Annotated in this window: 21 protein-coding genes and 3 pseudogenes; 9 read left to right on the top strand and 15 right to left on the bottom strand. The window is 42.3% G+C overall.

Annotated features, from left to right (window positions below):
* The 6 genes and pseudogenes from H6G92_RS33680 to H6G92_RS33655 all read right to left on the bottom strand — a co-directional run.
* Window positions 1–839: pseudogene (locus H6G92_RS33680) on the bottom strand (hypothetical protein); the annotation flags it as partial.
* Between the two features lie 229 nt (window positions 840–1,068).
* Window positions 1,069–1,785, bottom strand: a complete 717-nt coding sequence (locus H6G92_RS33675) for a hypothetical protein (protein WP_190900588.1) — start codon at window positions 1,783–1,785, stop codon at window positions 1,069–1,071.
* Window positions 1,785–2,195, bottom strand: a complete 411-nt coding sequence (locus H6G92_RS33670) for a hypothetical protein (protein ID WP_190900586.1) — start codon at window positions 2,193–2,195, stop codon at window positions 1,785–1,787. Before H6G92_RS33670 ends, H6G92_RS33675 begins: the two co-directional genes overlap by 1 nt.
* A gap of 1 nt (window position 2,196) precedes the next feature.
* Window positions 2,197–2,454, bottom strand: a complete 258-nt coding sequence (locus H6G92_RS33665; protein WP_190900584.1) for a hypothetical protein — start codon at window positions 2,452–2,454, stop codon at window positions 2,197–2,199.
* A gap of 381 nt (window positions 2,455–2,835) precedes the next feature.
* On the bottom strand, window positions 2,836–3,066 hold the full coding sequence (locus tag H6G92_RS33660; RefSeq protein WP_190900582.1) for a hypothetical protein: 231 nt from the start codon (window positions 3,064–3,066) through the stop codon (window positions 2,836–2,838).
* A 3-nt stretch (window positions 3,067–3,069) separates the two neighbouring features.
* Window positions 3,070–4,095: a ParM/StbA family protein gene (locus tag H6G92_RS33655; protein ID WP_190900580.1), complete on the bottom strand. Its 1,026-nt coding sequence runs from the start codon at window positions 4,093–4,095 to the stop codon at window positions 3,070–3,072.
* A gap of 59 nt (window positions 4,096–4,154) precedes the next feature.
* Between H6G92_RS33655 and H6G92_RS33650 the strand changes: the two genes are divergently transcribed.
* Both H6G92_RS33650 and H6G92_RS33645 read left to right on the top strand, forming a co-directional pair.
* Window positions 4,155–4,559, top strand: a complete 405-nt coding sequence (locus H6G92_RS33650) for a hypothetical protein (RefSeq protein WP_190900578.1) — start codon at window positions 4,155–4,157, stop codon at window positions 4,557–4,559.
* Between the two features lie 482 nt (window positions 4,560–5,041).
* The gene (locus H6G92_RS33645) at window positions 5,042–8,245 is read left to right on the top strand and encodes a DUF5906 domain-containing protein (protein ID WP_242059420.1); all 3,204 of its coding nucleotides are present in this window, start codon (window positions 5,042–5,044) and stop codon (window positions 8,243–8,245) included.
* A gap of 592 nt (window positions 8,246–8,837) precedes the next feature.
* Here the strand turns inward: H6G92_RS33645 and H6G92_RS33640 are convergent.
* Together H6G92_RS33640 and H6G92_RS33635 are read right to left on the bottom strand one after the other, a co-directional pair.
* Complete coding sequence (locus H6G92_RS33640) at window positions 8,838–9,077, bottom strand: hypothetical protein (RefSeq protein ID WP_190900575.1); 240 nt, start codon at window positions 9,075–9,077, stop codon at window positions 8,838–8,840.
* A 260-nt stretch (window positions 9,078–9,337) separates the two neighbouring features.
* Window positions 9,338–10,618: a phthiocerol/phthiodiolone dimycocerosyl transferase family protein gene (locus H6G92_RS33635; RefSeq protein ID WP_242059419.1), complete on the bottom strand. Its 1,281-nt coding sequence runs from the start codon at window positions 10,616–10,618 to the stop codon at window positions 9,338–9,340.
* Between the two features lie 422 nt (window positions 10,619–11,040).
* On the opposite strand from H6G92_RS33635, the gene H6G92_RS33630 reads away from it, so the two are divergent.
* On the top strand, window positions 11,041–11,643 hold the full coding sequence (locus H6G92_RS33630) for a tyrosine-type recombinase/integrase (RefSeq protein WP_190900573.1): 603 nt from the start codon (window positions 11,041–11,043) through the stop codon (window positions 11,641–11,643).
* A gap of 253 nt (window positions 11,644–11,896) precedes the next feature.
* On the opposite strand, the gene H6G92_RS33625 is transcribed toward H6G92_RS33630, so the two are convergent.
* Complete coding sequence (locus H6G92_RS33625) at window positions 11,897–12,358, bottom strand: response regulator (protein ID WP_313890034.1); 462 nt, start codon at window positions 12,356–12,358, stop codon at window positions 11,897–11,899.
* 498 nt (window positions 12,359–12,856) lie between these two features.
* On the opposite strand from H6G92_RS33625, the gene H6G92_RS33620 reads away from it, so the two are divergent.
* Both H6G92_RS33620 and H6G92_RS33615 read left to right on the top strand, forming a co-directional pair.
* Complete coding sequence (locus tag H6G92_RS33620) at window positions 12,857–13,618, top strand: ParA family protein (protein WP_114085639.1); 762 nt, start codon at window positions 12,857–12,859, stop codon at window positions 13,616–13,618.
* Window positions 13,609–13,980, top strand: a complete 372-nt coding sequence (locus H6G92_RS33615; RefSeq protein ID WP_190900571.1) for a hypothetical protein — start codon at window positions 13,609–13,611, stop codon at window positions 13,978–13,980. Before H6G92_RS33620 ends, H6G92_RS33615 begins: the two co-directional genes overlap by 10 nt.
* A gap of 269 nt (window positions 13,981–14,249) precedes the next feature.
* On the opposite strand, the gene H6G92_RS33610 is transcribed toward H6G92_RS33615, so the two are convergent.
* The 4 genes and pseudogenes from H6G92_RS33610 to H6G92_RS33595 all read right to left on the bottom strand — a co-directional run bounded on the left by H6G92_RS33610 (window position 14,250) and on the right by H6G92_RS33595 (window position 17,298).
* Window positions 14,250–14,606: a hypothetical protein gene (locus tag H6G92_RS33610; RefSeq protein WP_190900569.1), complete on the bottom strand. Its 357-nt coding sequence runs from the start codon at window positions 14,604–14,606 to the stop codon at window positions 14,250–14,252.
* Between the two features lie 413 nt (window positions 14,607–15,019).
* Window positions 15,020–15,392 (bottom strand): annotated as a pseudogene (locus tag H6G92_RS33605) (four helix bundle protein).
* Window positions 15,393–16,017: 625 nt separating this feature from the next.
* Window positions 16,018–16,116, bottom strand: a pseudogene (locus H6G92_RS33600) (photosystem II protein D1); the annotation flags it as partial.
* A gap of 759 nt (window positions 16,117–16,875) precedes the next feature.
* Window positions 16,876–17,298 carry a GFA family protein gene (locus tag H6G92_RS33595; protein WP_199345081.1) on the bottom strand — a complete coding sequence of 141 codons (423 nt, stop codon included), beginning with the start codon at window positions 17,296–17,298 and terminating at the stop codon, window positions 16,876–16,878.
* Window positions 17,299–17,837: 539 nt separating this feature from the next.
* Here H6G92_RS33595 and H6G92_RS33590 point away from each other — a divergent pair.
* Window positions 17,838–19,808 (top strand): hypothetical protein, encoded by a 1,971-nt coding sequence (locus H6G92_RS33590; RefSeq protein WP_313890033.1) that lies wholly within the window; start codon window positions 17,838–17,840, stop codon window positions 19,806–19,808.
* A gap of 185 nt (window positions 19,809–19,993) precedes the next feature.
* The gene (locus tag H6G92_RS33585) at window positions 19,994–20,566 is read left to right on the top strand and encodes a PEP-CTERM sorting domain-containing protein (protein ID WP_190900567.1); all 573 of its coding nucleotides are present in this window, start codon (window positions 19,994–19,996) and stop codon (window positions 20,564–20,566) included.
* Between the two features lie 59 nt (window positions 20,567–20,625).
* On the opposite strand, the gene H6G92_RS33580 is transcribed toward H6G92_RS33585, so the two are convergent.
* Entirely contained in the window at window positions 20,626–22,716 is a 2,091-nt protein-coding gene (locus H6G92_RS33580; protein ID WP_190900565.1) for a relaxase/mobilization nuclease domain-containing protein, read from the bottom strand.
* A complete protein-coding gene (locus tag H6G92_RS33575) occupies window positions 22,694–23,146 on the bottom strand; it encodes a plasmid mobilization protein (RefSeq protein WP_190900563.1) in 453 nt (150 codons plus the stop codon). The genes H6G92_RS33580 and H6G92_RS33575 overlap by 23 nt, the downstream gene beginning before the upstream one ends.
* Window positions 23,147–23,382: 236 nt before the next feature.
* Here H6G92_RS33575 and H6G92_RS33570 point away from each other — a divergent pair, with 236 nt between their 5' ends.
* Window positions 23,383–23,580 (top strand): hypothetical protein, encoded by a 198-nt coding sequence (locus H6G92_RS33570; protein WP_190900554.1) that lies wholly within the window; start codon window positions 23,383–23,385, stop codon window positions 23,578–23,580.
* A 273-nt stretch (window positions 23,581–23,853) separates the two neighbouring features.
* Window positions 23,854–24,211: hypothetical protein (locus H6G92_RS33565; protein ID WP_190900552.1), on the top strand; the 358-nt coding region annotated here is incomplete at its 3' end.

The following is a 24,211-nucleotide window of genomic DNA, read 5'->3' as shown; positions in this document are numbered from 1 at the left end:
ATGAGTGCGTTTGCTCTCTGAGGCAAAGTCAGATTAGTTATAGTGTCTGGTGAAAGCCCCTGTGCTGATGGCTGTAACTCCTCCGGTTTAGAAATAGAAGCCGCTTGGTGAGTGTCCCGAATATCTACTTGTGGTGATTGAAATTGCTTAATATCTACGGTCGGTGGTAACTGGGTTTGAGCCTGTGCGATAGCACTTACCTCAGACCGATTCAGCCGGCTGTCAATGGTCACATCCTGTAAATGGAGAGCCATACTTTGATAAGTCGGTAGCTGACGACCCAAAAGCTTGCCAAACCAACCAAACATCCAGCGATAAGCATAAAAACGTTTTCCTGGTTCAACTTGGGTTAAATACTGCCCAATATTTTCAAATTCAGCATGAAGAAAGGCGTACTCTTCAGCCTCATGTCGCTCTAGAAATTTAACGGTATTAGCAAGATGATCTGCTTGATAATTGCTGCGATTATCATAGTCACCAGCACGGGCTAGAGCGTCTATAAAGTTGCCACGTACAAAAGGCAAGGGGGCAATTTCTTTAGTGCGGTTGGAGTGTTCGACAACAAACCATAGCCATGCAGCACCACCAATTAAACCACCAACTAATGCCATTGGATTAACCGCATAACAAACCGCTCCTATCCCAGAAGCCAGCAAGCCAAGTACACGGGTCATGTCTGCTTCGTTCTCAGAAACTCGGGCCATTTCAAATAATTGATCCTTGCGCTCTTGCAACCATTCAGAAACATTTCCTGCCTCCAAATGGGATAAGGCCGGATATGATTCGCGTAAGTGTTCCGTTTCCTTAGTTGTAATTTTTGGGATATTATTGCTTTGCATAAAACAAATGCCCTGTTAAGTTAAGAAGCCGCTCAATGTAGAGAGTTGTTGAGCGGCACGAGCTTTAATCAAGTCGCAAGTCGCAAGTCGCAAGTCGCAAGTGAAGAACTCTCAAACGGTTCAGTTTAAGTCCCCGGCTTCTATCAAGCCGCAAGTATGTGTTTGCGGGGTCTAAATCCCCCATACATTACTTACTTGCGACTTGCGACTTGTCACTTGCGACTTGCTTTTAATCTTTGGTCAACCGCCAGATGGCAAACCCAATTTCACCTGCCATCATTGTCCCAATGTTGAATAAGGTGCAACCCAAAATCATGAATGGGGCTGTGTATTCAAATGGGTTACGAGCTGCAAAGGTGGTGACAATATCGAACGCCCAAACCGCAATCACAACTAACCCTGCGCTAGAGCGATCGCGTGTGCCTGCGGTCTTGTAGTCTTGCCACAGCTGGCCTACCAAGTCAATCTTGCCACTAGGCTTGGTTTCAAGCTCATAGACCATGTGATCTTGAAGTTCCCGCCTAGCTGAATCTGGGTTTTTACCGCGTAGGGCGTGGGCTTCGATTACCTGAACGCCTACAGAAATGATGAATGCCAAGTAAAACAAAGGATTGAACAGTGCAAACGGCACATTTAGCCAATTCCAAGCCGGCTCAAACCAGGGTAAAACAGGGGGCCCAGTAAAGATTAATTGCCAAGTTGAATCAGCACTAATTACAGAACCACCAATAAATAAAATCCCGCCTACCAAGGCACGACCCGCGCCACCGTTAGCAACAAACTGATTGACTATAGCGGCGGCTGCCCTAATGGGTAAACCAATAATCATCACAACAGCCTTGGCGCAAAAATCAATGATTTCACCAAGCGTTCGCTTCTTACCTTTAGGTTTACCATCACTGTTACCAGTGCTATTACTTTCTGCACCAGATGTTCCTAACGCCATTACTTCCTCCTTACTGGTTTGATATTTTGAACGCTTTTACAAATCCCTTTGGTTTTGTGCTTCCACTTCCAAATTCCTTCTTCAATTCGCCCAATACACTTACCCGTTGCATCAAAGACATCAATAATCTCGTCATCAAGATATAGGGTTGTGTCTGGTCTGGGATTGCGTTTAGCGCTATCAAAGTAATTAGTAATCCTAAGTTTTCGAGTTGTGGGCATGACTCCGGCTTCATATAAGGCATCGCTGGTCTTAGCCCGTTCTTCTATGCGCTGACGTTCTAATCCTTCGGTGGCTTTTAATCTCTCGGCTTCTGCATAAGCCCCCAACTTGGGAATTAAGGGAATGAAGAAAGGCAACATACAAACTAAGACTCCAGCTAAGGCTAAATACAATTGCTTTTTGTACATCTCACTGCACCATTGCTTTAATCAATGCAATTTTTTCCCATTGCTTTAACTCATGCAGTCGAAGACATGCTGAAGAAGCTTCATTGCTAGGAGCGGTAGAAGAATCACACTCTAACCATGCTTCATGGGCTACACGTGCAATTAACCAGAGCGTGTCTGATTCGTTCATCTTTTCTAGCGCCTCGCCCCATGTCTCACACATATCTTTAATGAGTGCGTTGTTATGGGAGAGGGAGTAATATCCTACGGGGTGCGCCATTTTGATATCCTTAATTTGTGTTTTTTCGGTTGCAATCAACTGGCGTTTCACGTTTCACACTGTGGTCATGCCGTTTCCCGGTTGTTGTGAGGCTGAAACATTGATGCAACCGTTGAAACAGTTTCATGAAACGTTTTGTGAAACACTACCGCGCACAACTGCCAACCTTTTGTTCTTCTTTCCTTTGAGCTTTTATCGGTGCGGCTGGGGCTTCTGGCTAGTTCGGCTTTTGAAGTACATAGGTAATAGCCCCTGCACCTCCCACAGCTGCGGCGATGGTAAACATATTTTTACGGCCGTTGTACTGCACTCCAAAGTAACCAAGACCTAGAAAGCCTTAAGCAGCAACAGTAAGTCCTAGTGTTTTGTTTGGTTTCATGGTTACGCTACGAACAAATCCTCAAAGTTACTTAAGCTGTCGGATTGGGACTGCTCAGTTTGAGCAGATTGTTGCTTGTGCTGACAGCAAAGTGAATTTTTATCTCGAAAGTAAGCCCTTAAAATCCAAGTCACAGCAGAGGTCAGGTCATCGGTGAGAAGTAGTTTTTCCGCCTCAGCCTTTACGGGGTCAATCAAATCTTTGGGGATGCAAACCCGGTTATCTTTCGCCATGAATTAAGCCTTCTTTAATGATGCAACAGCTAATTTAAGTAACCCAATTGCATTGGCCGTCTGGGAATTAGGAATCTGTGCAATTCCTTGCCTAGATGCGATTGCACTAACCGATGGCAGCATTGCACCGCCACCCACAAGGTAAATAGCATCCAGGTCATCAGCGCGGGATTGCAAATGCTTCCACGCAGGCACTAAACAAGATGCAAGCCATCCCTTGAGTTCGTCAGAGTAAATGCTTGAAAACTCCCAATTGGTGGTTCCATAAACAAAGTTCTTGCTCATCCCCTCTCGGATCAGATGAGGGTTAGCTGGTTTCCCAAGGTGGCGACGGGTTTGGAGGTTATTAGCTATCGCCTCACAAAGATGGTGAACGCCTACTGTGTCAATCTTGCGGCTGTTTTGTAATAGTTTGTTGCCTTCAAATATTGAGGTGATAGTAGTTCCATGCCCCAGGTCAATGAGCGCGACTTTCTGCTGACCAGGGGCCCGGGAAACTAACAATGCTCCTACACCTTCCTCTGTTATTTGACAGGTGATATCAACGTTTACAATGTCTTTGCCATCAAACTTGACGATGTGCTTACCTTGCAAGGCTTTCTTTAGATCATGGGCAAAGGCTTGAGAGTCATGCAATGAAGCGACTAAAAACAAGTTATAGCTCTGCTGTCTAGGAGTTTGAGCAATTGCGCCTAAGAGCATTTGCAGCCCATAAGTAATTTTGTTTTTGAAGTCATCAACAATGCGTCCAAATGACTGCTTACAGTAGATTTCGGCAGTCTCTCCAATCAACCACTTAGAGCCAGATAGATCAGAACGTTCGCCTTGAAGATATTCGATTACCGCACCGTTGCCTAAGCTTTCGTAGTCGTTAGAGTCCGTTTCAATGACTTGTTTAAAGTAGGAGGGAATAAGTATCTCTCCCTGGGGTAAATGTAGTTTGGAATACCCGTTACCACAATCCCAAGAAGCAGGGGTCAACGATGGGGCTAGAATCCCAACAGTGGGACAAGATGCCAAATTTACCATCTGATTGAAGTCCTTAAATTTGTTTCAATTTTTCGTAAAACCTTTGTGGTGAAAAAGCTTTGGATATCTGCGGTTACTGTTCTATCCGTCTTGCGGGGTCTGTTATCCGCTTCCATCTGCGGTTGTTTTCGCCACTTTTGGTTTTTGGCTCACATTTACAAGATAACATCAAAAACCGCTTGCGGATTTGTGGTTTAGAGGTTTTGCGGTTAGGATATTTTATCTATGTCCAGGTAAGCTTAAGTAAAAGTTATACAATTGGATTTGTGAACTTATCCGCACGAAATGTGGTAGAAAAGCAGTATCTGAGAACACGAGTTCCGAAAGAACTTCACAAGGAGTTCAAGCAACTGTGTGTTGCTGAAGAAGTAACTATGGAGGATGTTGTCGCAGAGCTTATCGAAAGCTGGGTACAAGAAAAACGAAAGCATCAAAAGCAAAATAAGGATGCAAGTAACGACTAAATATGATCAATTTCACTGAGGTATATCCCCTGTCGCTGCCCTCTGTCGTTACCCTCACCCTTCCATCGCTTGTCTAATGGGAAATCTTTACTCACCAGCCCTGGTATTTGCTTTGTCTTGGCAGATGATCACGTCTTGTATGTAGGGGGAACGAACCAACTTGAAAATTACTGCTCCCACAGAAAAACGGGACGCAGTAAAATCATCTGGAAAATGCTTAAAAACTGGCTAAAAAACAAAAATTCCCAAGCAGATTGAATGCTTGGGTGCAAAAAAAAAGGAGTAGCTCTTGCTGCTTCGGGTGCGCTCTGTTAGATGATGAGGCGAACACCAAGAACGACTGGAAATCGTTCACGAGTAGTCAACAAAAACTACAACCAGATTATTTTTCTATAATTCTTCATCTTCTAACCTAACAGAACGCGGCGACAACGGCAAAGAACTACTCCAGAAACACACAAAAAATACATGGAGTAGTACAAATGAATACGTTAGAAATGCAAAGTGCGCCCGGACTGCTAGATCATGGCGCAACGCCGAATATTTCTGAGCCGATAAAAATAGCACAGTCAGCTACAGGGGAGCAAGAGTTAGCAGCACGCAATACCAAAACAGCCAGTGTAGAAAATAAACACCTTGAAGATACACCAGAAAAAACTAATGCCTCAAGAACTCAACAGACATTTGAAAAATTCGACATCCGAAATTTTCAAGACCAGCTAGAACCGTCCAAAGCTAAAAATAAGTTTATTTGTCCAGTTTGTGGCGGTAATGACTTATCTATTGTCCCAGAAACCGGGAAGTACAGATGCTTCAATAATTGTGAGTGTAAGGACATCAGAGAGGCGATCAAACCTTGGGCTGAAGTGGTGGCAGAAAGGGCAGGGGCTAATTACACTCCATCCCTAAACCGTTTGGCTGCGAAGCCTAAGAGAATCTTGCCCAAAAGTGCGCCAATTCCAGATGGTGAATTAGCACTGGTGATGTTGACCCAAGCGGCGACTGACATACCCCAAACTCAAAACATAACTTGCAAGCTACCAAAGGGAATACCAGGGAATGCAACACAAACAATCTACCCTTACTCACAAAGCCAATGGGTAATTCGCTATGAATGGGCGGATTACATCAAAGAGAAGGGAAAAGATAAATCCTTCCGCCAATGGCACAGGCTTCCAGATGGCACTCCAGAGATGAGAAAAGGGGATGAACCCTGGAAAGCTTACCGCATTGATGAAGCGCTAGCCTGTGCTAAATCAGTGATGGGAACCCCGGCGCTACTCCAGCATGAAGGCGAGGGATGCGTAGAAGTTGGTCGCGCACATGGTCTTGCTGGGATTACGTTTCAAGGCAGTGGATGGGATAAAAAAACAATCACGCCTGAATATCAACGTGCAATTGAAGCAGGCATAGGATTAATCGTTTTTCTGCACGATGCTGACGACACTGGCTTAAAGAAACTCCAGACCTGCAAGGACTGTGCAGCCGAGGTGGGGATTGCATTAATCGGAATCAACCCTCACGACATCTGCCCCGATTTACCATATAAATCGAGTGATATCAAAGAAATCTTGGGGCAGATGGAAACACCAGAATTTATCCGCAGGCTAGAGCAAGAGATCCACGCAGCAGTAGCGCAGCGTAAGCAAGCAGAGAGAACTGATATTGACGATCCTTTAAATGATCTTGATCCAGTTGTCAGCTTTATTCAAATTGCCTTCAAAACTCTCTATGGAGACAAGAATTGGATTTGCGCTATGGATCAGCTCTACTGGCATACTGGCAACCACTACAAACACTCTCCTGATGACACAGAGCGTAGACGAATCACCAATTTTTGTAACTCTTTTGCAGTTGAAAATGAGCAAGGTAAAAAATCCTATCCTTACGCTTCACCCAGTTCAGTTAAGAAGGTTCTAGAGTGGGCAAAAATGCGAACGGGAATTGAGGCAGAATTACTCAATCCACCAGGGATTAACTGCACTAATGGAATAGTTAGACCCGTTTTGATAGGTAATAAGGTTATTCCACGGCTAGACCCTCATACCCCCGAAGATTACTTTATTTATGAACCGTTGATTGAGTACAATCCAAACGCTGATACTACAGATTGCGACCGATTACTTGAGTGTTTGGACAAACCGCAACGAGAAATTCTTTTGAGAAATCTTGCCGCTTCGATTGACCTTAAAACTGTTAGGAAGCTCAGAGGAAGAGAGGTAAAAGCAATTCTAGCAGTTGGGCTTGGGTCTAATGGGAAAGATGCTCTGCGCGAATGTGTATCCATTATTTACGGCGAAAATGGACTAACTTCTGTCTCTTTAGCAGACTTCCAATTGTACGACGAAGGCAGGAAGTTTAATCTAGCTCCGTTGATGTACAGCAGGGTAAATTGGGCATCAGAAAACCCACAAACGTCGAGAATCGACAAGATTCAAAGCTTAAAATTATTTGTAACTGGTAACAAGTTGCATTGTGAACGGAAGGGTAAAGACCATATTGAGTTTACCCCTGAAGCCATAGGTCTTTTTAACTTGAATGAAACACCATCATTACAAGGAGTAATGAAAGCAATTCAAGATAGGATTGCAGTTTTAGAGTTCAAGAAAACCTTTGAAAAAAATCCAGATCCGAACAACCCAAATGAATTACTAGCTGATCCCCGCTTTGCTTACGACAAGGAATTTATCAGAACGAAAGTAGCCCCAGCATTTCTAAATAAAATGCTGCAAGCACTTAATGACCTTATAGAAGAAGGCATTGATTACGAATGTACAACTGATGCTTTCTACAACCTTCAGAAAGAAAATAATCACCTATTTGACTTCATAGAAGCCGCGAACATAGGCTATGTCCCTGGTAAGGAAATGACTGCAAAAGAACTATGGGTAAGATTGGAACATTACTACACTCAAACTGGCACATTAACTATAGATTCCGATAACAACCGCAGAACATGGAGCGAACAGGTTAGACCCAGTGACAAAAATGTAAAGGGCATCAACCAAGTCATCGCCAGAATTGCTCAACTCTTCCCCAAGGCTGTCAAGGGAACTAGGTACTGTGACATTGCTAAAAGAAACATTCCAGTACTGAAAGGCATTGGTATTTTGGAAGTTACCCGCACCACTTTAGACGAAACCCGCACCACTTCCGCACCACAACACGCACCAGAAACCTCGCAAAATCAGGACTTCCGCACCACCCGCACCACTTTTTCAGATTCCCAGGAAAAAAACATTGAAGAGTCAGAAATGAAAATTCAATCGCTTCCTATCCCAATGGAAAAAGAAGAATATGCCACCTCAACTGGTGCGGGTGATGCGGAACCCTTGCTAGATATGGAAAACTGCTGCGGGGAGTCCTGCGGAACTGGTGCGGATCAACTAGAAAGTGGTGCGGGTATGCCAACTGAGGATCAGGCAGCGATCGCCGCGCCAATTACATCCGATACTGTTTTGGTAAAAGCTGAGTCTGAGTTCTTATACTCACTGTTGCAGATTGAAAAAGACGGCGGGGACATCGCAGGGTTTGTTGGTTGCCAAGTAGAAGTGCGATCGCTTAGTGGTGCGGTCAAGTTCGCAGGTGAGATGATTAACTGTGACCCCAAGAATGGAATTGTGACTGTGGCCACCGAGCAAGGGAACCGAGATGCAATTTTATGCGAGACGTTTGTAATTGACTAAGGAATATTCTCTATGAGCGAAAATGCTAAATCCTTTGATGTTGACTAGCAATATTTATTAGTACCCAAACGCGGGGAGCAAACTTAACTATACAGGGCTGTCTTTTTCAGACCATCTTGCCCCTGATAACAGCTTCGCACTTATCCACCTCAACTATCAAAAATTAACCACGTACTCAAAACAATTTTAGTCAAACCTCTGCCCGACATTTTACGCTCTCGCTCTCGTAAAAATTGCAGCAACTGGCCATCGCTACTGTCGTGACGGGAGCTTAATCGAAAGCACTTCTAAATTAGGTTGCTCCATGTCCTGTATTACTACCGAATTACAGGGGATTATAAGTAAGCCATCGTGTTGATTGATACCATATTTCGATGACTGTCAAAATGCGCCGTAAACTACCCCTAAGTACCCCTTTGCTGTACCAAACGACAGTCGTTTGACTGTCATTGTCCAAAACCCCGATGACTGTCAAACGACTGTCGTTATGTACCCTAGAGGTAGTTTTGGGGATATTTTGGCAGTAGGCAGTAAGGGCGATTTCTCCCGCAAAAGTGGATTTCAGGCATTTGTATAAGTGATACCATACTCACTATGGTTTCATGCCCTGCGGGTGGCTGCGCCATCTCTCGCTGCGCTCGTGACATGAAACCGCCGTTCGCCCAAAGGGGTTTTTGAGTACTACACTCACACTGCATTTGTAGCATAAATCTTTGATGTCGCCACTAACAATTCTCAGGATTGAGAAATTAAAAACATTCGGCAACGTTGCCGGAAGTGATGACCATGTTACCAGGAATAGAGAAACACCCAACGCAGATCCAACGCTCATAGAATCTCCGGTTGATTGGGGGAGAAGACGAACGCGCACTCGAAGAGATAGTTAAAGAAAAAATCTCTACGCTACTGCATCGCCCACGGCATGATGCAGTGTTATGCACCGAAATGTTTCTCTCGGCATCGCCTGAATATTTCCGCCCCTTAAATCCATCTCTTTCTGGGCAGTGGTCTGATTCACTGATGCAGCGTAGACTGTCCATAATAGATCGGATCAATCGGTTAGGTATCAAGCCAACCAAAATCGGCTACTCCCTACCCAACCTCTACAAGGGCTGTCAGCAATTGTTCCATAGCTTGATTTTTTATGTTGTAGGCGATTGCATCAGGTAGAAGAGATGTTTGATAACGACAAGTAAAACACATCTTCTCCTGAAGTGTTGCTACACCTATTAAAAGTGGTAGAGATTTTGGGCCTGTAGCCATCAAAGAAAGTTCCTGTAGCTGTAATTTTCCAAATTGCTGTTTCATATTTAATTTTCCCAGATTAGTAATTGCAATATCCATTCCTCCTATCTCTCTTGCATCTGGAGTTTCCTCACATTGGTTAGAGTTCCTAGATAATAAAGCTCTGGCTTTTAGTACATCGTCAAATAATTTTCCGTCTGCTATGAATTGATTGAGCTTATATTTAACTTCACGAGCTAAATCCCAAAAATTAGTCTTCTGGCTTAATCGATGAGCAGTGACTGGTCGAGTAATGTATTCTCCCAGATTTTCACCAACAGTAATTGTCAAATATTTACGGATATTGACTGGTGTATGACACTTAAGAATAATCTCGTCAAGAGATTTGATTTCAGCAGCAATCGCTAAAAGAAATGCAGCACATAAAGCACCGTGAACAGAAGTTTTCTCTTCTCTACAACGAGCTATAAGCTTGGTAGTTTCCGCAGAAGAGAGCGCCCAATAAAATAAGCGAATTGGAAATGTTTCTGAAGTATTTACTCCCGGATTATTTCGATAATTTGTTGTTAATATAGACTCCGCTTCTCTCGAATCATCTAAATCTTCCTCAACCCAATTTTTTGTCACATCAGGGATAATTTCATCAACGGGAGGCAAGTCTGGTAAAAGCTCACGAGGGCTGTCTGGTTCACCAATAAATTGCAAGATGTCCCGGATGAGATAAGCTCCTGACAAACCATCACCAATACAATGATGAAAAGTAATTATTAGGTTAGAAACATCAGGTGAGTGGAGTAACAATACGCGCAGCAGGGGTTCTTCGCTCCAACTCAAAGGGTGGCGTAATTCTTCTACCATTTCCCGACACCAATGTTCTTCTCCTTGTCGCTCAATTACTCGCAGTGGAATAGGTGGAACATTTTCTAAGGAAAATTGTGGCTGATTTTGATGAAGAGTGACTATTTTTACTCTTAACCGAGAATGCCGAAGTTGTAGCCAAGCCAGAGCTTCAGTTAATAAATCAATGGTAAATGACCCTTTAATAGTCGCCGACAAGGTAACATTTTCCGGGCTATTGTTATATGACAACCACATCAAATGTTCTGATGCTGTAAGAATGCGATTCATGGGAATTACAAGGATTTTAGATTGAAATAAATCCAGCCATTTTTTGCAATATAACCCGCAAATATTACTACATTGTGCGGTAGCTGACAAAATTTTCTTATTTTATTTCTTCGTTTGAATTAACTATTGAACCATATACGCAGGATATACAGCTAATCTTCAGTAACAGACTTGGCAATGACCGCGATGGCAACGAGAACACCGCAGGCATCGCAACGAGAACACCGCAGGCATCGCAACGAGAACGCCGCAGGCATCGCAGACTAACTATTTAGCATTGAGCCAAGATGGACGTATTTATCAATTGATAACTATTTGCAATAACTCTTGAGTGGCTTGTCTCTCAACGGAGTAATGGGGCTTGTGGCGTAGTAGACTGTCCATAATACCTCGCGTAAACCGGACACTACCACCGAGAATAAATGAGGCTGCCACCCCCAACTCGTCTACCCAACAAGCATTATAGGTCTAGAGAATACCTTACACCAAGCGAGGTGCGATCTCTACTCAATGCCGCACTTGAACGCAAAGCTCGTTATTCTCATCGTGATTATACACTGATGTTGCTCATGTTTCGCCACGGTCTGAGGGTAGGGGAAGCTGTAGGTAAATCGTGCGGCTTGCGCTGGGATGCACTGATGTGGGCCGAACGTCAGATTTTCATCACCAGGGAAAAGGGCAGTGACTCTGGGGTGCATCCCTTGAGAGATGATGAGTTAGTTTTGCTCAAAGAACTCAGAGAGATGTTGCCCGATAGCAAATATATTTTCGTTTCCGAGCGTGGTGAGGTGATGTCTACTGATGCGGTGCGAAAGCTGCTTGGGCGATTAGCGGCACAGGCCGGGCTTGATATCAAAGTTCACTGTCACATGATGCGCCATGCTTGCGGTTACTATCTGGTGAATCAGGGGTATAACACCAGGGAAATCCAAGACTTCCTGGGACACCGTGATATCAAACACACTGAAAAATATACAAAGCTGAATGCTCGACGCTTCCTGAATTTTGATTGGGGTGATTTGTAAAAGTTGAGAAATGGATATCTAAAACAACAAATAAATTCGTACAACCAAAGGTTGATTAGGACATAAGAGCGATGGTTTTATGAAGCTCACCTAGAATGCGATTGCATGAAGGCACTGGACTTTGGGCAATAGTGTGACTTAACAAAACCATCGCTCTTATAGTAGTTAATTTTGAGCAGTTCGTAGAAGTTGTAGAAGTAAGAAAAAATTATTGGTTTGTGACCGTCAAACTGCCCCAAAGCCAATTTGACTATTAGTATTTGCCCAAAAACATCGGAGTTTTTTTAGACTCTATTAGTAGCAGTTTTGCAACTTCTGTTATTAACTCTGTAGCGGTTGAAGGCTTTTGAAGATAAGTTTGAAACCCAGATGCCAAAGCTTTTGAGCGCGTCTTGCCTTCAGTACAACCACTAAAAGCAATCGCTGGAATTTCTCTAGTTTTGAACTGCGGAAGTTTTCTGAGTTTCCGTATCAAAAAATACCCGTCTTCTTCTGGCATAGCAATGTCACTAATTAAAAGATCCACCCGAAACTGTTTAAGGACTTCAAATGCTGTTGAAGCATTGGATGCCGTCATCACCCGAAATCCATAGCTTTCAAGAATATAGGTAGTCAAGAGCAGAAAATCATTTGTATCATCTACTACAAGAATTGTCATTCCTTTGAAGATATCTATATCATCTTCAAGATACGCATCACAATAACTTTCTGCCACGATAAATTGGCCTCCTTAGTTGCCAACTCAATTACGGAGGAAGTCCTACTAGTGGCTAGCGCTAACTAGCTACCTAGTGGGCACTATTAATTGTTTGTAAATTAGCAAAACAATTTATTAAATCAAGTTTCTCTACCCTGAGTCTTATTCCTTTAGACTGAGAAATTGGGTGTGAATTAAGGAAGCTAGTATTTACTTTTACAATCACCCTCATTCTTTGTACCCTCACTTGATTTTTATCAAGTCGGGATTTGATAGTAATACGACATCACACGAAAAGCGCTGACTGTAGAGCTTTGACATTTAGATCAACTAATTTCTATTTCCTGATCTAACAGTCAAAGCTTTTGCTCCCCAATTGCAATATCTAGTGTGTTCCTAGCTCACGTGTTATGGCTGTATGAGTCAAATAATCTAGATTAAAGAATAAATAATCAAGAATATATCAGATATTATGTATAATATTTGCCACACAAGCAAACTGAGTCAAATGTAAACGTGACCCAAAAACTGGCTGTCTTCAACATGAAAGGAGGGGTGGCGAAATCGACCACCGCTTACAATTTAGCTGTGGGTCTGGTCAAGTTTAAAAAGCAGCGGGTATTAGTTATTGATATCGACCCACAAGGAAACGCTAGTGCTGCACTAGGGATTCCCATCTGGCAGCTAGAATTTCAGCTAAAAGATGTGTTGCAGCACAAGGTTCCGCTAGCACAGGTACTGGTGACAACTGCTAGTGGTGTAGATGTAATACCGTCTAACATCTTGCTGGCAGAAGAAGAAATTCCAATATCTGGTCGTCCAGGCAGAGAACTGCTACTCAAAAAAGCGATCGCTCCAATATTAGATAAATATAATTTTGTGCTGATAGATTGTCCGCCTAACGTGGGTGTGTTTGCCATCAACGCACTGATGGCCAGCGATGGGGTAATCATCCCAGTAGACATGAGCTATTTGGGATTGTTGGGCGTTCAAGGAATTGAACACGCCCTAACTTTGGTTAGAGATCAGCTAGATCATCCCATTGCCATAGCAGGTGTGCTGGCAACTCGGTATGACCGCAGGAACAATCTTAGTAAAGAAGTTTTGGATGCCCTAACTGAGCATTTTGGCTCAAAGATGTTTAAGACGGTGATTCCTGAGACGGTGAAAATCCGAGAAGCACCTTCTCACGGACAATCTATCTTTGAATACGACCCAAACGGTGTGGGTGCTTCTTCTTACCGGGAATTAGTTAATGAGGTGTACAAATGGCAGTAAATAAAAATAAGTCGCGTTCGGTTCTGGGTGCTAATCCTTTGGCAAAAGGGGTTTTTAACAAGACTGAGGTAGAAACTCAGTCTACTGAAGAAATAATCAATAATCAAGAATCTAGATTCTTGATTAAAGGTGATAGAGAGGCAGTGAATCTGCGCCTACCAATCGAACTGAACGACTGGCTCAACGATCTACTAAAAAAAGGTAAGCGCAAGCATGGTGCTAAAGTACCGAAGGAAGTTTGGGTGCAAGCTGCTTTGGAATTATTTAAAGTCATGCCCGTGAACTGGGAAGAAATTGATTCAGAAGACAACTTACGCGCAGCTTTATTGAATCTAGAATCTAGAATAAATAATCTAGAATAAATAATCTAGTGACTTTAAGACGATTTATTTGCGATCGCCTCCAACAAAGTTAGACGTAAAAGGTGTTGAGCCAAGATGTTCGTAATTTACGGCAAGATAGTCTGAAAACCCTTATCCTACGAGTTTTTGAAAAATTGCTACATAAAGCTTAAAAAAGCCAGGATTTATAACGGAAAATCAAGGCTTTTCAGGTCATCTTGCAGGTTTTTGCTTATATCCCGGCTCAACACCTAGATGCGTTCGCCCTACAGCTTCCCCCAGTTACCCATTTAAAAGTTAATAGTTGTACAACCTTGTTGGCTACTAACTATATATTTTACTTTTCCACATATTTCTAAAGATAACGCAGATATATCAAAGGTGAAAGTCACTTCAGCACCTATAGCATTGACGCTTCCACCTAATTTAACCGTAGGATGGTCACGGTTTAAAGTTGCCTCACCGATTTTTACACTTAATAAATTCAGAGTAACTTTAATCTCGTTTCCAGATATTTCATAACAAACTTGCAAAACGCTTAAAAAGCTAATGCATCCCCCTAAACTGGTTACTTGACGTTCAAGAGTACTCTCTTCAGCCAGTGAGATATGAGGAATGATGTCATCTTGAGAAAATTTGACAGGCATAGTTTTTTTTTAGAATCTTACATAAATAAGATAATTTTTTTGTAACTGCTATATCTACCCCTTCGGGAGGGTTTTTGCCCACATTTTGCACCCTAGATGTAGCAACCTGCAATACTAATCGCTCAAATCTTCCACCGACAGTATTTTCAAACCAGGATTAAATGTCACTTAAAGGAAAAGTGGCCGTTTTTAAAGGATAAAATGACCGCAAGACAGAACTTAAGATGAAGAGTATTTGAGAGATTTAAATGCGATCGCGTGCAGAGCATGGCAACATAAAAATAAGCATTCCAGCTTTTCAGGAGTGGCCACTTTATCGGTTATTGGCAACTTTTGGTGATTTAGGTTGAGGGAAGGCAGAGGGCAGAGGGCAGAGGGCAGAAGGCAGAAGGAGGAAAAAGAAAAATATAGATTCAAACTTTGAGTTTGTTTAAACTGGCAACTAGTATACTTTGCATTTCCTCAACTTCATTTAATAGGGGAGTAAAAAGGTTTTTATCTGCCAAATCTACTTCTTTAGCAATGATTAATTGTGTATCGAGTTCTCTTAAAGAGCCTAAAGCAATATGCAAAAACTGTACGTATTCTTGCTTTGAACGTCTTCCATATCCTTCCCTAACGGGACGCTACGCGAATGGCTATGTTGGATGCTACAGATACAGAAGAACGTCGTATTTGACTAGTTAAACCATACAATTCTGACTGAGGAAATAGGCGAGTAAATTTATAACAATTGATAGCAAGTTGAACCGCTCTTTGCCAGATAAACTGATTTCTATAACTCATATAATATCCCCACATTCGTTTTGAATTTCAGTGGTCTGCAATTGGGAGGGGTATGTATCCCCATCTAATTCCCTTCTGCCCTCTGCCTTCCCTCAACCTAGATCACCAAAAGTTGCCAAGAACCAAGTTATGATTCATTTTTTGGTCAATTTATGGGTAAAAGCACAATTTCGTTCTAGCGCAGAGTACAGTACATACTCTGCGCTAATACACCTATTGCATATAAAAAACCCTGGAGAAATGCCAACTCTATCGAGATTGCAATTTATCTAGGGTTGTAAAGTATATATTTATGTCACGTAAAAACGTAAACTTAGTATTCCCAAAAATTTTGGGATTTGAACGTTACATAGATGTGATCTTCATGGGGGCTGCCGAAATCAACCACAGAGTATATGCTCTACTCTCTACCATCTAAATGGAAATTACCCGATTTTTGGCTCAATGCCAAAAAAGCGATCACGTTAGATCAATATATATAGCCACCTATTCCACGTTTTGGCTCATACGTGTAATGCAGACCCAGTTTTTGAAATTGGCTTTGAAACAGCAATTTTTTACCGCTAAAAAGCGCCCCCTTTTTTGAGAGCGCCTTTCATTTGATTTTATTTGACGTTATTGCTAATTAACCGTTGATAGCAGGAGCGGTAAGAGCCACAGGAGCAACATCTAAAGCCGCCAAATCTAAGGGGAAGTTGTGAGCGTTACGCTCGTGTATTACTTCCGTACTATCAAACTAACAACATAGGTTAAACAATTGCCAAAAAAGGATATATTTTGTAAGGCATTTTGGTTAAATTAGTAACCCTTTTCTGTAGCTTACAAAAGTGCTAAAAAATAGTTTTGGGGATAATATGACTTGTAAACCCACTCGTATTACTTCATTTCACGGCCTAACCGTTTACAATTCTCAAATCTTAACTTTAGAGTAAAAGTAAAAAAATACGTGTTAAATTATACATAAAACTAGTAAAAAACGCAGATGTTATACGGCCAAAAATGAGAATTTAAAGCCTAGTTTTGTAGGGATGCGCCTCCTGCCTTGAACGCAGAATTCTCACAAAATCGCGTTGCTCCCTCCCCAATTGAACTCATTTTGGGGTAAAGACAAGATACGCGCAAAATTTATCACTATGTAAAGTTTTTGTAACAAATTTATCGCGATCGCCTTTGTCTATATGAGAGAAAAGTCTGCCTAGTTTGGCTTTCAGCCTAGTGAACACTTCGAGCTTATCTGTCCCAACTTAGAAAATATTGCCGAAAACAGAAGCTGAAGGCTCTTGTCAAGGAAGGCTCAAACCTTATTCTTCCGCTCAATTGCACTCATAACATTGCCTAAAATAAGCCAAACTAGGTAATGTTTGAGTGTTTGAAAGACATCAATACATGGCTACTTTACACAACTTTACATCGTGATAAATTTTGCGGGTATCTTGTCTTTACCCCATGTATAGCAAAACAGTGAGAGGATGTAAATCTACTGCTAATTCAATTTAGCTTTGGGAGGAAACTCCAAGAACTGAGGGGCGTGTCCGCCAATGTGATCCCACGTTGCCTTGGAGCCAACGAAAATGTGCATCTCGATTTGAACACCTGGATCTCCATCGACGCTTCCGAGGGTCACTCCATGCACCTTGCCGTCGGCTGTACCACACAGCGTGGTTCCACAGATTCGACAGAAGCACAAACCCCATCCAGGTATCGTCTCATAGAAGGTGAGATTCTCTTCACCACTGAGCCAGGAGAATGAACCTGGCTCAACTTCAGCGTAAGCAGAGCCTGCCCCGCTAAATGCCTTTCTACAGCGAGAGCAGTGGCAACTGCGCCCAGGCTTAAGCGGTGAATTAATCTGGTACCGAACCCGTCCGCAGAAGCAACCGCCAGTCAAAGCCATGATCTCTCCCATTGTTGTTTTATGCCGCCCAACTATTTATTATGCGGAAAATTTTTGAATATCAGTGCAAATCAAATACTTCTAAAGTCCGTAAATTTTATAGTTGGCTTATCATTTTGGCTCGTTATTCATGCAGCATTACACGAATGGGCTATTACGTGTAATCAATGGCGAAAATTATTATTTCTACGTTGTTAGAAAAAAGTGGAATCGGCAATTAAAAGTGCTTGAGCCACTATCAAGCCCTTGAGTTGGAGGAAACAAAGCTAAATCATCCGACTATTTGCCTGTAACCCTTATTCTCTCGTTACCCCCATAAACAGTTACAGTAATTTCATCATTATTAGTTGATGTTTTTACTTTACATATATTTACGTAATAGTGTGATATATCTACTTGTAAGCTTTTAGTGCATTGCTCACTATGAAACAAAAAAAAACAACCCTAAGACTGGTATAGCTAGGATATTTTATACTTCCAAAACTAAGATTTTCTTATTAATCTGCGTTTTTATCATTAGTGTTTTTGGCATCTTGTTATCAAATTGGTTGGTGACAAGCCAGACAGCCTTCGCAAAAATCGATCTTTTGCAACCTGCACCGACTCAAGTGCTAGGCTATTACGACTATTTTGGTAAACTACTTAACCCTCAAGAAGCAGCGCAAGTAGTGATAGAAAAAGGACTAGATCCTAATGACTCAACTTCCTATCAACGGATTGGGGCAGTAAAAATTACTAAGGAATTAATAGCGCAAGGTGAAAATATATTTTTCAACCGTAAGATTGGAGATATATTCGGTTTGCAAGGGGTATTTGGTTTTGGACTTGGCATTGCTAGAATTTTACCAGAATTACAGACAGCAATAGTTAAGTTGCAAGGTCAGCCAACAACGAACTTACAAATTATTCTTCAGAAGGATATAGCATTAGGTAGTCGAACTTTCCCCAAAGGAACTGTTGTCAATACAGGCTTAAAAATGGAAAAGGGAGGAACTTTTCCGATTGGGCTGGGAATCACACCCAAGATTGATATTAGCTGTGCTGCTTGCCATGTATCCCTTTCAAATAAGGGTGAACGTCTTTTGGGAGTACCTAATGGCGAAATTGCCACACCCTTGCTAGTTGCTTTAGCACCAAATTCTTCTGCGGCGTTTTCGCGTTTAAAGTTTAATCCCCTAAACCCACAATACCAAGGCAATGGGAAAATTATTTTAGATAGTAAAGGTAATAAAGTAGAATTACCTGATCCCGAAAAGTTTGAAAAAGCTTTTGACGATGCAGTATTGGATGTACCTTTTGGTAATTTTGAAAGTTCTTCAGATAGTATCAACAATACTACTCAAATACCCAGTATTTTCACATTTAAGAATCAGCCTTATTTCTTTGATGGACAGTTTGCAGTGGGGCCATTTGCGGGACTCAGCGCTGTCAGCAACGGTGTTCATTCTTCAGAAATCAATCTATTGGCAGCTGCTCAACTCAGTGCAGAGACTCTTGGTATTGATCCAGAAGTTTATATTGGTACATTTCTTCAAAATGCTGCCGTTCCCAGTCTACGTTTACCAGAAGGAGTGATAGTAAAACCTTCTGAATGGCTGCGGGGGGTAATCGCACCGAATCCTACAGAAGCAGAATTAGAAGACCAAATTCCCGCTCCTGGCACAGGAACTTATCCAAACCTGCGTCCCAGTTTATTTACTTACAACGGTTTAGTTTTCAGTCCAAATACTGGAAAGCCTGGAGATATTGCCAGTGGGACTTTCCTCTTTGCTGACAACGCTATGTCTGCTTTTCAAAATAGCTTAGTACCACCTGCCAACCAGACTGCGGAAAACTGGCAAGCGTTAAACAGCAATTCTGTTAAGCGTGGAGCAAAGGTATTTGAGAAAGCTAATTGTGCAACTTGCCATATTCCACCCTTCTTCACTGACAACAAAATTCATTCACTCGATGAAATTGGTACTAATCCAGCCCGCGCTCAATCTCGCCTGGAGCTGAATAAATTGTTAGTGCCACCCAAGTTATACACTTTCAACACTCCCGTTCCCATACCTGCTGATGCTGAAGTGTTGGATGTACCAACGCAAGGGATCTCCGACACTCCCACAACTCTACCCAAAGGTATATTGCCAAAAGGTGGTTACAAAACTGCTTCCTTGCGTGGTCTTTATTTAAGTGCGCCATATTTGCATGATGGTGGTGCAGCTGTACGGGCAGGAAGTCTGAAAGTTGACTCAAATGGTAGCTTTACGGTTTTTGACAAGAGCGGGTTAGGGCTAACTGGCACTCTAAGCCTTGGTATACCTGCCGATGCTGCTAGCAGCTTGCGTGCCTTAGTCGATCGTGAACTTCGTGCAAAAGTTGTGAAAGCCAACAAAGCTAACCCTAGTTTAGTGCGTAGTAACCTTGATGGCACAGGTCATGACTTCTATGTAGATAGGCAGGCTGGGTTTAATCCAAACCAGCAAACAGACCTGATTAATTTCTTACTAGCACTTGATGACGTTCCTGGGAACTTCTAATTGAAACTGAGGCTGATACAAAGAGTGAATCTACCTTTCATCCGACGCTAACTTCGGGCAAAAGTAATACGGAGTTGCGTTCAAAGATATTACTTTTTATTTGGAAACAGGGGTTTGGGAGCCAGAAGAAAGAATATTCTGACTCCTACCAGAATTTTTACTTTATTTTTTTGGAGAATTATCTAATGGAATTAGTCAAAAAGCTTGGCATTGCTACCGCTAGTGCTGTTGTCGGCTTGACTGGTGTCGGTGCGTATTCTACAGCGCAAGCTGCACAGTTATTTGATTTTCAGTATTCTTTTCCCCGTTACGAAGCAAATGGTACGGCTATTTCAGCTAGCGGCACTCTTACTACAACTGATCTAGACCCCATAAACAACAATTACACAATCACAGGTATAAGTGGGACAAGGACAGATCAAGGAATTGCAGAGACAATAATCGGGTTGCTCTCACCGGGTACATACGGTGTCAACGATAATCTGTTGAATGCGAGTGAGCCACTGTTAACCACGAACGGTTTTTCTTACCTGGTTTCTGGTAGCGGGGAAGACGGTCAAGGAAACGTTAACGTATTCTACAGTAGTTTAAGTGAAGGTTATTCAGAGCTTTCAAGTGATGTGGATTATGGCAACTTTAGTATCACTCCACGTCCTGTTCCCGAACCTCATACAGTAGGTGGCTCATTAATTGCTCTTGGTTTTGGCTGGTGGAGGAAACGAAAGCAAGCAGTAGCTTCCCGAAAAAAAGCCTCATAAAAGCAAGCATTTAGGGGTAAAAGTAGCCTAACGCAGCAGACTATTGCTCGCGCCATCACCTAGAGAGACATCCCTTTACTCTGTCTTCTTTCTTGTCGCTCTACATCTTCTCTTATTTGTTGCAATACGCGCTCTGCTTCTTGCCAAAAGCTCAGGTCAAGAGAGTCTACTTCCCCCACATTAATCGGTGAATACTCAAGCTCACCTGACTGGTTTCGGTTGACTGCCACTCTAAAAATCTCACCTCGTTCATCATGGGTAAATACCAATTCTCTACCCTGCTTCTCCAGAGTGGCACGTTTGAATCTAAGGCTATTTGAGCCAGTTTCTCTTAACTGCCAGTTAATTAATTCAACAGCAATAGGCACAGCTTCGGCTAAGAATTCCTCTTCTTGACGCTGCTTTTCATCGAGTGACTGTTCTGGTTCTGACTTTTGAGTTGCCAGTTTATTGCTAGCGATTAGTACCAATTCTTTGGCTTCATCTTGTGTCCATCCGGCTGGACTGGCAAAGATAATTTCTTCAACATCTTGGGGTAGTTTATTATCTTTGAGCGCCCGTATAGCAATTTCTTTATCTCGGTCAGTCACTAATAAGTTTTGCAAGTCGGTGCTGTAATACTTATATAACTCGGCTGAAAGATTATCCTTTAGCTTTGGTTTATCTGCGGCTAGAGTTTGAGCTTTATTTTCAGCAATTGCATCCACTGTTTTTTGTGATCTATGGAATTGCTCCAAATAAACAATCACTTCTCCAAGGTCGTCGAATGCGGTTGTTCCTGCTGATAGCTGCTGCCGATATTGAGAAAGTTGTTGCGTTAATTCTAATACTGTTTGGGTTAATGCTGATTCAACAGTCGATTGCTCAACGTAATCAGAAATTGCATCAACTGCTCTTTGTGATCTAAGTCGTTGCTCCACATCAGCAATCGCTGATGATAGCTCGTCGAGTGTGGTTTTATTATTAGCTAGCTGCTGGTGATATTGAGAGAGTTGTTCTGTTAATTGTGGTAACGTTTTACTTAAGGCATCATCAACTGCTGACAGTTCAATAAAGTCAGAAATTGTATTTAGGAGTTCTGAACTGGCTCGTTGTTTTGCATCTGATTTAGCTGGGTTTAGTTGGTGTTCAGTTTCGGCTATAGCTTGAGCTTCTTTCGGGAAGATGGTTGATATTAGTTGCTGATTAACTTGGCTATTATCTACAGATTCTAAGAAATTATTTAAGCGTTTAATTTCGCTATCGTCCCGTTTGGGTTCGTAGTTTATCTCCAATTCGGTCTGAAGCTTTGTAAATGAACACTTATATTTATTGAGATTACCTCCCTGTTTCCAGAGCAAACGGGGGCTACCATCTTCATTAACTGAGCCAATCTCAATGCCAAACTTGATACCCCTTACCCCACCGTGACCGTAATAACTAACGATGGCTTTAACTTGATACTCTCTCCATAACCGCTCAATTAACTGGGGCATTGTAGGTTTATCTGCTGCCACTTGCTCAATCGCCCGTCGCATTATTTCTTCACCTGGAAGTCCATCGCGCTCGACTCGTTCCAGTTGATTCCGAGTCATAGCTTTCTGCTTACTCTCCCAACTGCTTTGGATTTGGGTTAGCTTAAACTCTCGCTCTAGCAGTCGGGCGGAGTGTTCCGAATGGGCGTAATTGTTCCAGGTACGAATAGATTTCCCATCTAGGTTATTGACTCTAGATGCAACGATATGGGTGTGGTCGTGTTCTTTGTCTGAGTGCCGCGCTATAAAGAAGTCATAAGCTGGTAGTTCAGTTTCTATAAAGTCATCGACTAGCTGTCTTAGTTTGGTATCTGATATTCTTTTTTCTGGCTGTTTAACTTGGGATTCATTACCTTGAAGCCGCGATAGTACAATGACCGATGCCAAGTGACGTTGGGACATATTAGCTAATTCGTCATCATTTAGCGTTCTATCATTTTTTGGTACACTAAGCATTAAGTGATAACATGGGTCTTTTAATTGGGGGTTAAGGTGGGCTGATAAAGTAAACTGCTCTACCAGTTCATTGGTGCTTTTCCCGTACATATTCCCGCCAATAATTTTGGCTTTCTCTTTCTCTATTACATATTTAGTAGTGCCGCGAAATGATTTGTTAGCTTTGACTTTGGTAATCATTGTGCTGCCCCTCTACCGTAGTTTGAGTGAGTAATTGGCGAGTCTGTTCTAAAAGTGTTGTTAATTCTTCAATAGTTCTCAGATATGATTTCACCTCGTTAGTCAACGGTTGGCTACCAATTTTTACAGCTTCGTTAATAGCTTTGGTCTGTTGGTTTAGGTTGTTGCCAATCTTCTTTAATTCATAAATAGCCTGTCGGTTCACTTCGGGAATGACTAACTTAGGATGTGGTAAAGGATAGTCAAATAATCTCGCTCTTATATAGTCGCTTTGCACCACTCCAGTACACCGTTGCTCTAGCCTCGCTTTCTCGGCATGGCTAGCCCTAAACGTGATGGTTATTTCTCGCTTTTCATCTGGTGCTACTGACCGATTGGTTAATGTGTCAGCTAGTTGATTACTGAGATTGGTACGCGGGTCTGGCTGCATAACTAATTAAGCGTTTAGCTCTTTAAATATTTATTTTTTACCGGGTTATTCGCTGTAGCTGCTACGGCGCTTTGCGCCGAGCAGGTAGGCGAATAACCCGGAACCTCTTGTTGACTCATTTACCCCTTTAATAGACATGTTTTAGGGGGGTTTGGGGGATACCCCCAACAAGCAACCACGCCGCTTTTACCGAAGGTAAAAGTAGCCCGGAGGGCGTTACGGCGTATTGCTCGCCTATGCCCCCACGACAGGACTGGGGTAACGAGAACCAAGGGACACAACGGGAGGCTGGGGGAGTACGAGACTTTGGCTCACCACGATTGACTCTGTGCAACAACCTCGGTTACACCGAGGGCAGGGTCTGTTTAACAATGCTGTCAACACCCTTTGATACTAGGAATGTTGATTCATGGGTAACTGCTTTTTTAGACTAGTCTACCTCACGAGGATACAAACCCTTTTCTGTTGATATTCGTCACATCACGATAAGAAACTTAAACTTTTGATGACCACGACTTTTTTACAATGGAATAATTTATTACTAGTCAAAATTAGGGTGTAGGGGGTAGGGTGTGGGGTGTAGTGAAAATCAAGAAAATTATCTTTTTGTACACTCTGACCCATCACCTTCATGATTCAAGCCACAAGGGTAAATTCATGGAAATTCACTACACCCTACACCCTATACCCCACACCCTTACTAAAATATGTCGCGCAAACCGAAAGCTGTTCCTTTATCAAAAATAGAAGATATTCAAACCAGTCTCAAACACTTTGCGGCAACACCTAAAACCATCAGTCTGTCAGATTTAGTTCTCAGTTTGGCTAAACCTATTCAAGATATGTTAGACGCTGGCTACTCTTATGACGATGTTTCTGATGTGTTTAAAGGTCATGGGGTAGAACTAGCGGCCAGTGGTCTGAAGAGTTTTCACAAGAAAGCTTTGACAACGAGTGCTAATACATCTGGTGAGAATTCGCTTAGTTCATCATCAGATTTAAATTCGGAATCATCTGAACAATCGACCTCACAAGAGATTTCTAATGCTGATGGGTCGTCTAGTT

It is taken from the genome of Nostoc foliaceum FACHB-393 (genome assembly GCF_014698505.1).
GTDB classification, from domain to species: Bacteria; Cyanobacteriota; Cyanobacteriia; order Cyanobacteriales; family Nostocaceae; genus Nostoc; species Nostoc foliaceum_A.
This window is presented reverse-complemented; position numbering and strand designations above follow the sequence as displayed.

What these genes read in the sequence shown, in the direction of transcription:
- H6G92_RS33640 (WP_190900575.1), bottom strand. Translation starts at nt 9,077, where the DNA reads ATGAGCGTTGGATCTGCGTTGGGTGTTTCTCTATTCCTGGTAACATGG.
- H6G92_RS33575 (WP_190900563.1), bottom strand. Translation starts at nt 23,146, where the DNA reads ATGCAGCCAGACCCGCGTACCAATCTCAGTAATCAACTAGCTGACACA.
- H6G92_RS33630 (WP_190900573.1), top strand. Translation starts at nt 11,041, where the DNA reads ATGAGGCTGCCACCCCCAACTCGTCTACCCAACAAGCATTATAGGTCT.
- H6G92_RS33585 (WP_190900567.1), top strand. Translation starts at nt 19,994, where the DNA reads ATGGAATTAGTCAAAAAGCTTGGCATTGCTACCGCTAGTGCTGTTGTC.
- H6G92_RS33655 (WP_190900580.1), bottom strand. Translation starts at nt 4,095, where the DNA reads ATGGTAAATTTGGCATCTTGTCCCACTGTTGGGATTCTAGCCCCATCG.
- H6G92_RS33635 (WP_242059419.1), bottom strand. Translation starts at nt 10,618, where the DNA reads ATGAATCGCATTCTTACAGCATCAGAACATTTGATGTGGTTGTCATAT.
- H6G92_RS33670 (WP_190900586.1), bottom strand. Translation starts at nt 2,195, where the DNA reads ATGTACAAAAAGCAATTGTATTTAGCCTTAGCTGGAGTCTTAGTTTGT.
- H6G92_RS33570 (WP_190900554.1), top strand. Translation starts at nt 23,383, where the DNA reads ATGCCCCCACGACAGGACTGGGGTAACGAGAACCAAGGGACACAACGG.
- H6G92_RS33645 (WP_242059420.1), top strand. Translation starts at nt 5,042, where the DNA reads ATGAATACGTTAGAAATGCAAAGTGCGCCCGGACTGCTAGATCATGGC.
- H6G92_RS33665 (WP_190900584.1), bottom strand. Translation starts at nt 2,454, where the DNA reads ATGGCGCACCCCGTAGGATATTACTCCCTCTCCCATAACAACGCACTC.
- H6G92_RS33610 (WP_190900569.1), bottom strand. Translation starts at nt 14,606, where the DNA reads ATGCCTGTCAAATTTTCTCAAGATGACATCATTCCTCATATCTCACTG.
- H6G92_RS33580 (WP_190900565.1), bottom strand. Translation starts at nt 22,716, where the DNA reads ATGATTACCAAAGTCAAAGCTAACAAATCATTTCGCGGCACTACTAAA.
- H6G92_RS33675 (WP_190900588.1), bottom strand. Translation starts at nt 1,785, where the DNA reads ATGGCGTTAGGAACATCTGGTGCAGAAAGTAATAGCACTGGTAACAGT.
- H6G92_RS33595 (WP_199345081.1), bottom strand. Translation starts at nt 17,298, where the DNA reads ATGGGAGAGATCATGGCTTTGACTGGCGGTTGCTTCTGCGGACGGGTT.
- H6G92_RS33660 (WP_190900582.1), bottom strand. Translation starts at nt 3,066, where the DNA reads ATGGCGAAAGATAACCGGGTTTGCATCCCCAAAGATTTGATTGACCCC.
- H6G92_RS33615 (WP_190900571.1), top strand. Translation starts at nt 13,609, where the DNA reads ATGGCAGTAAATAAAAATAAGTCGCGTTCGGTTCTGGGTGCTAATCCT.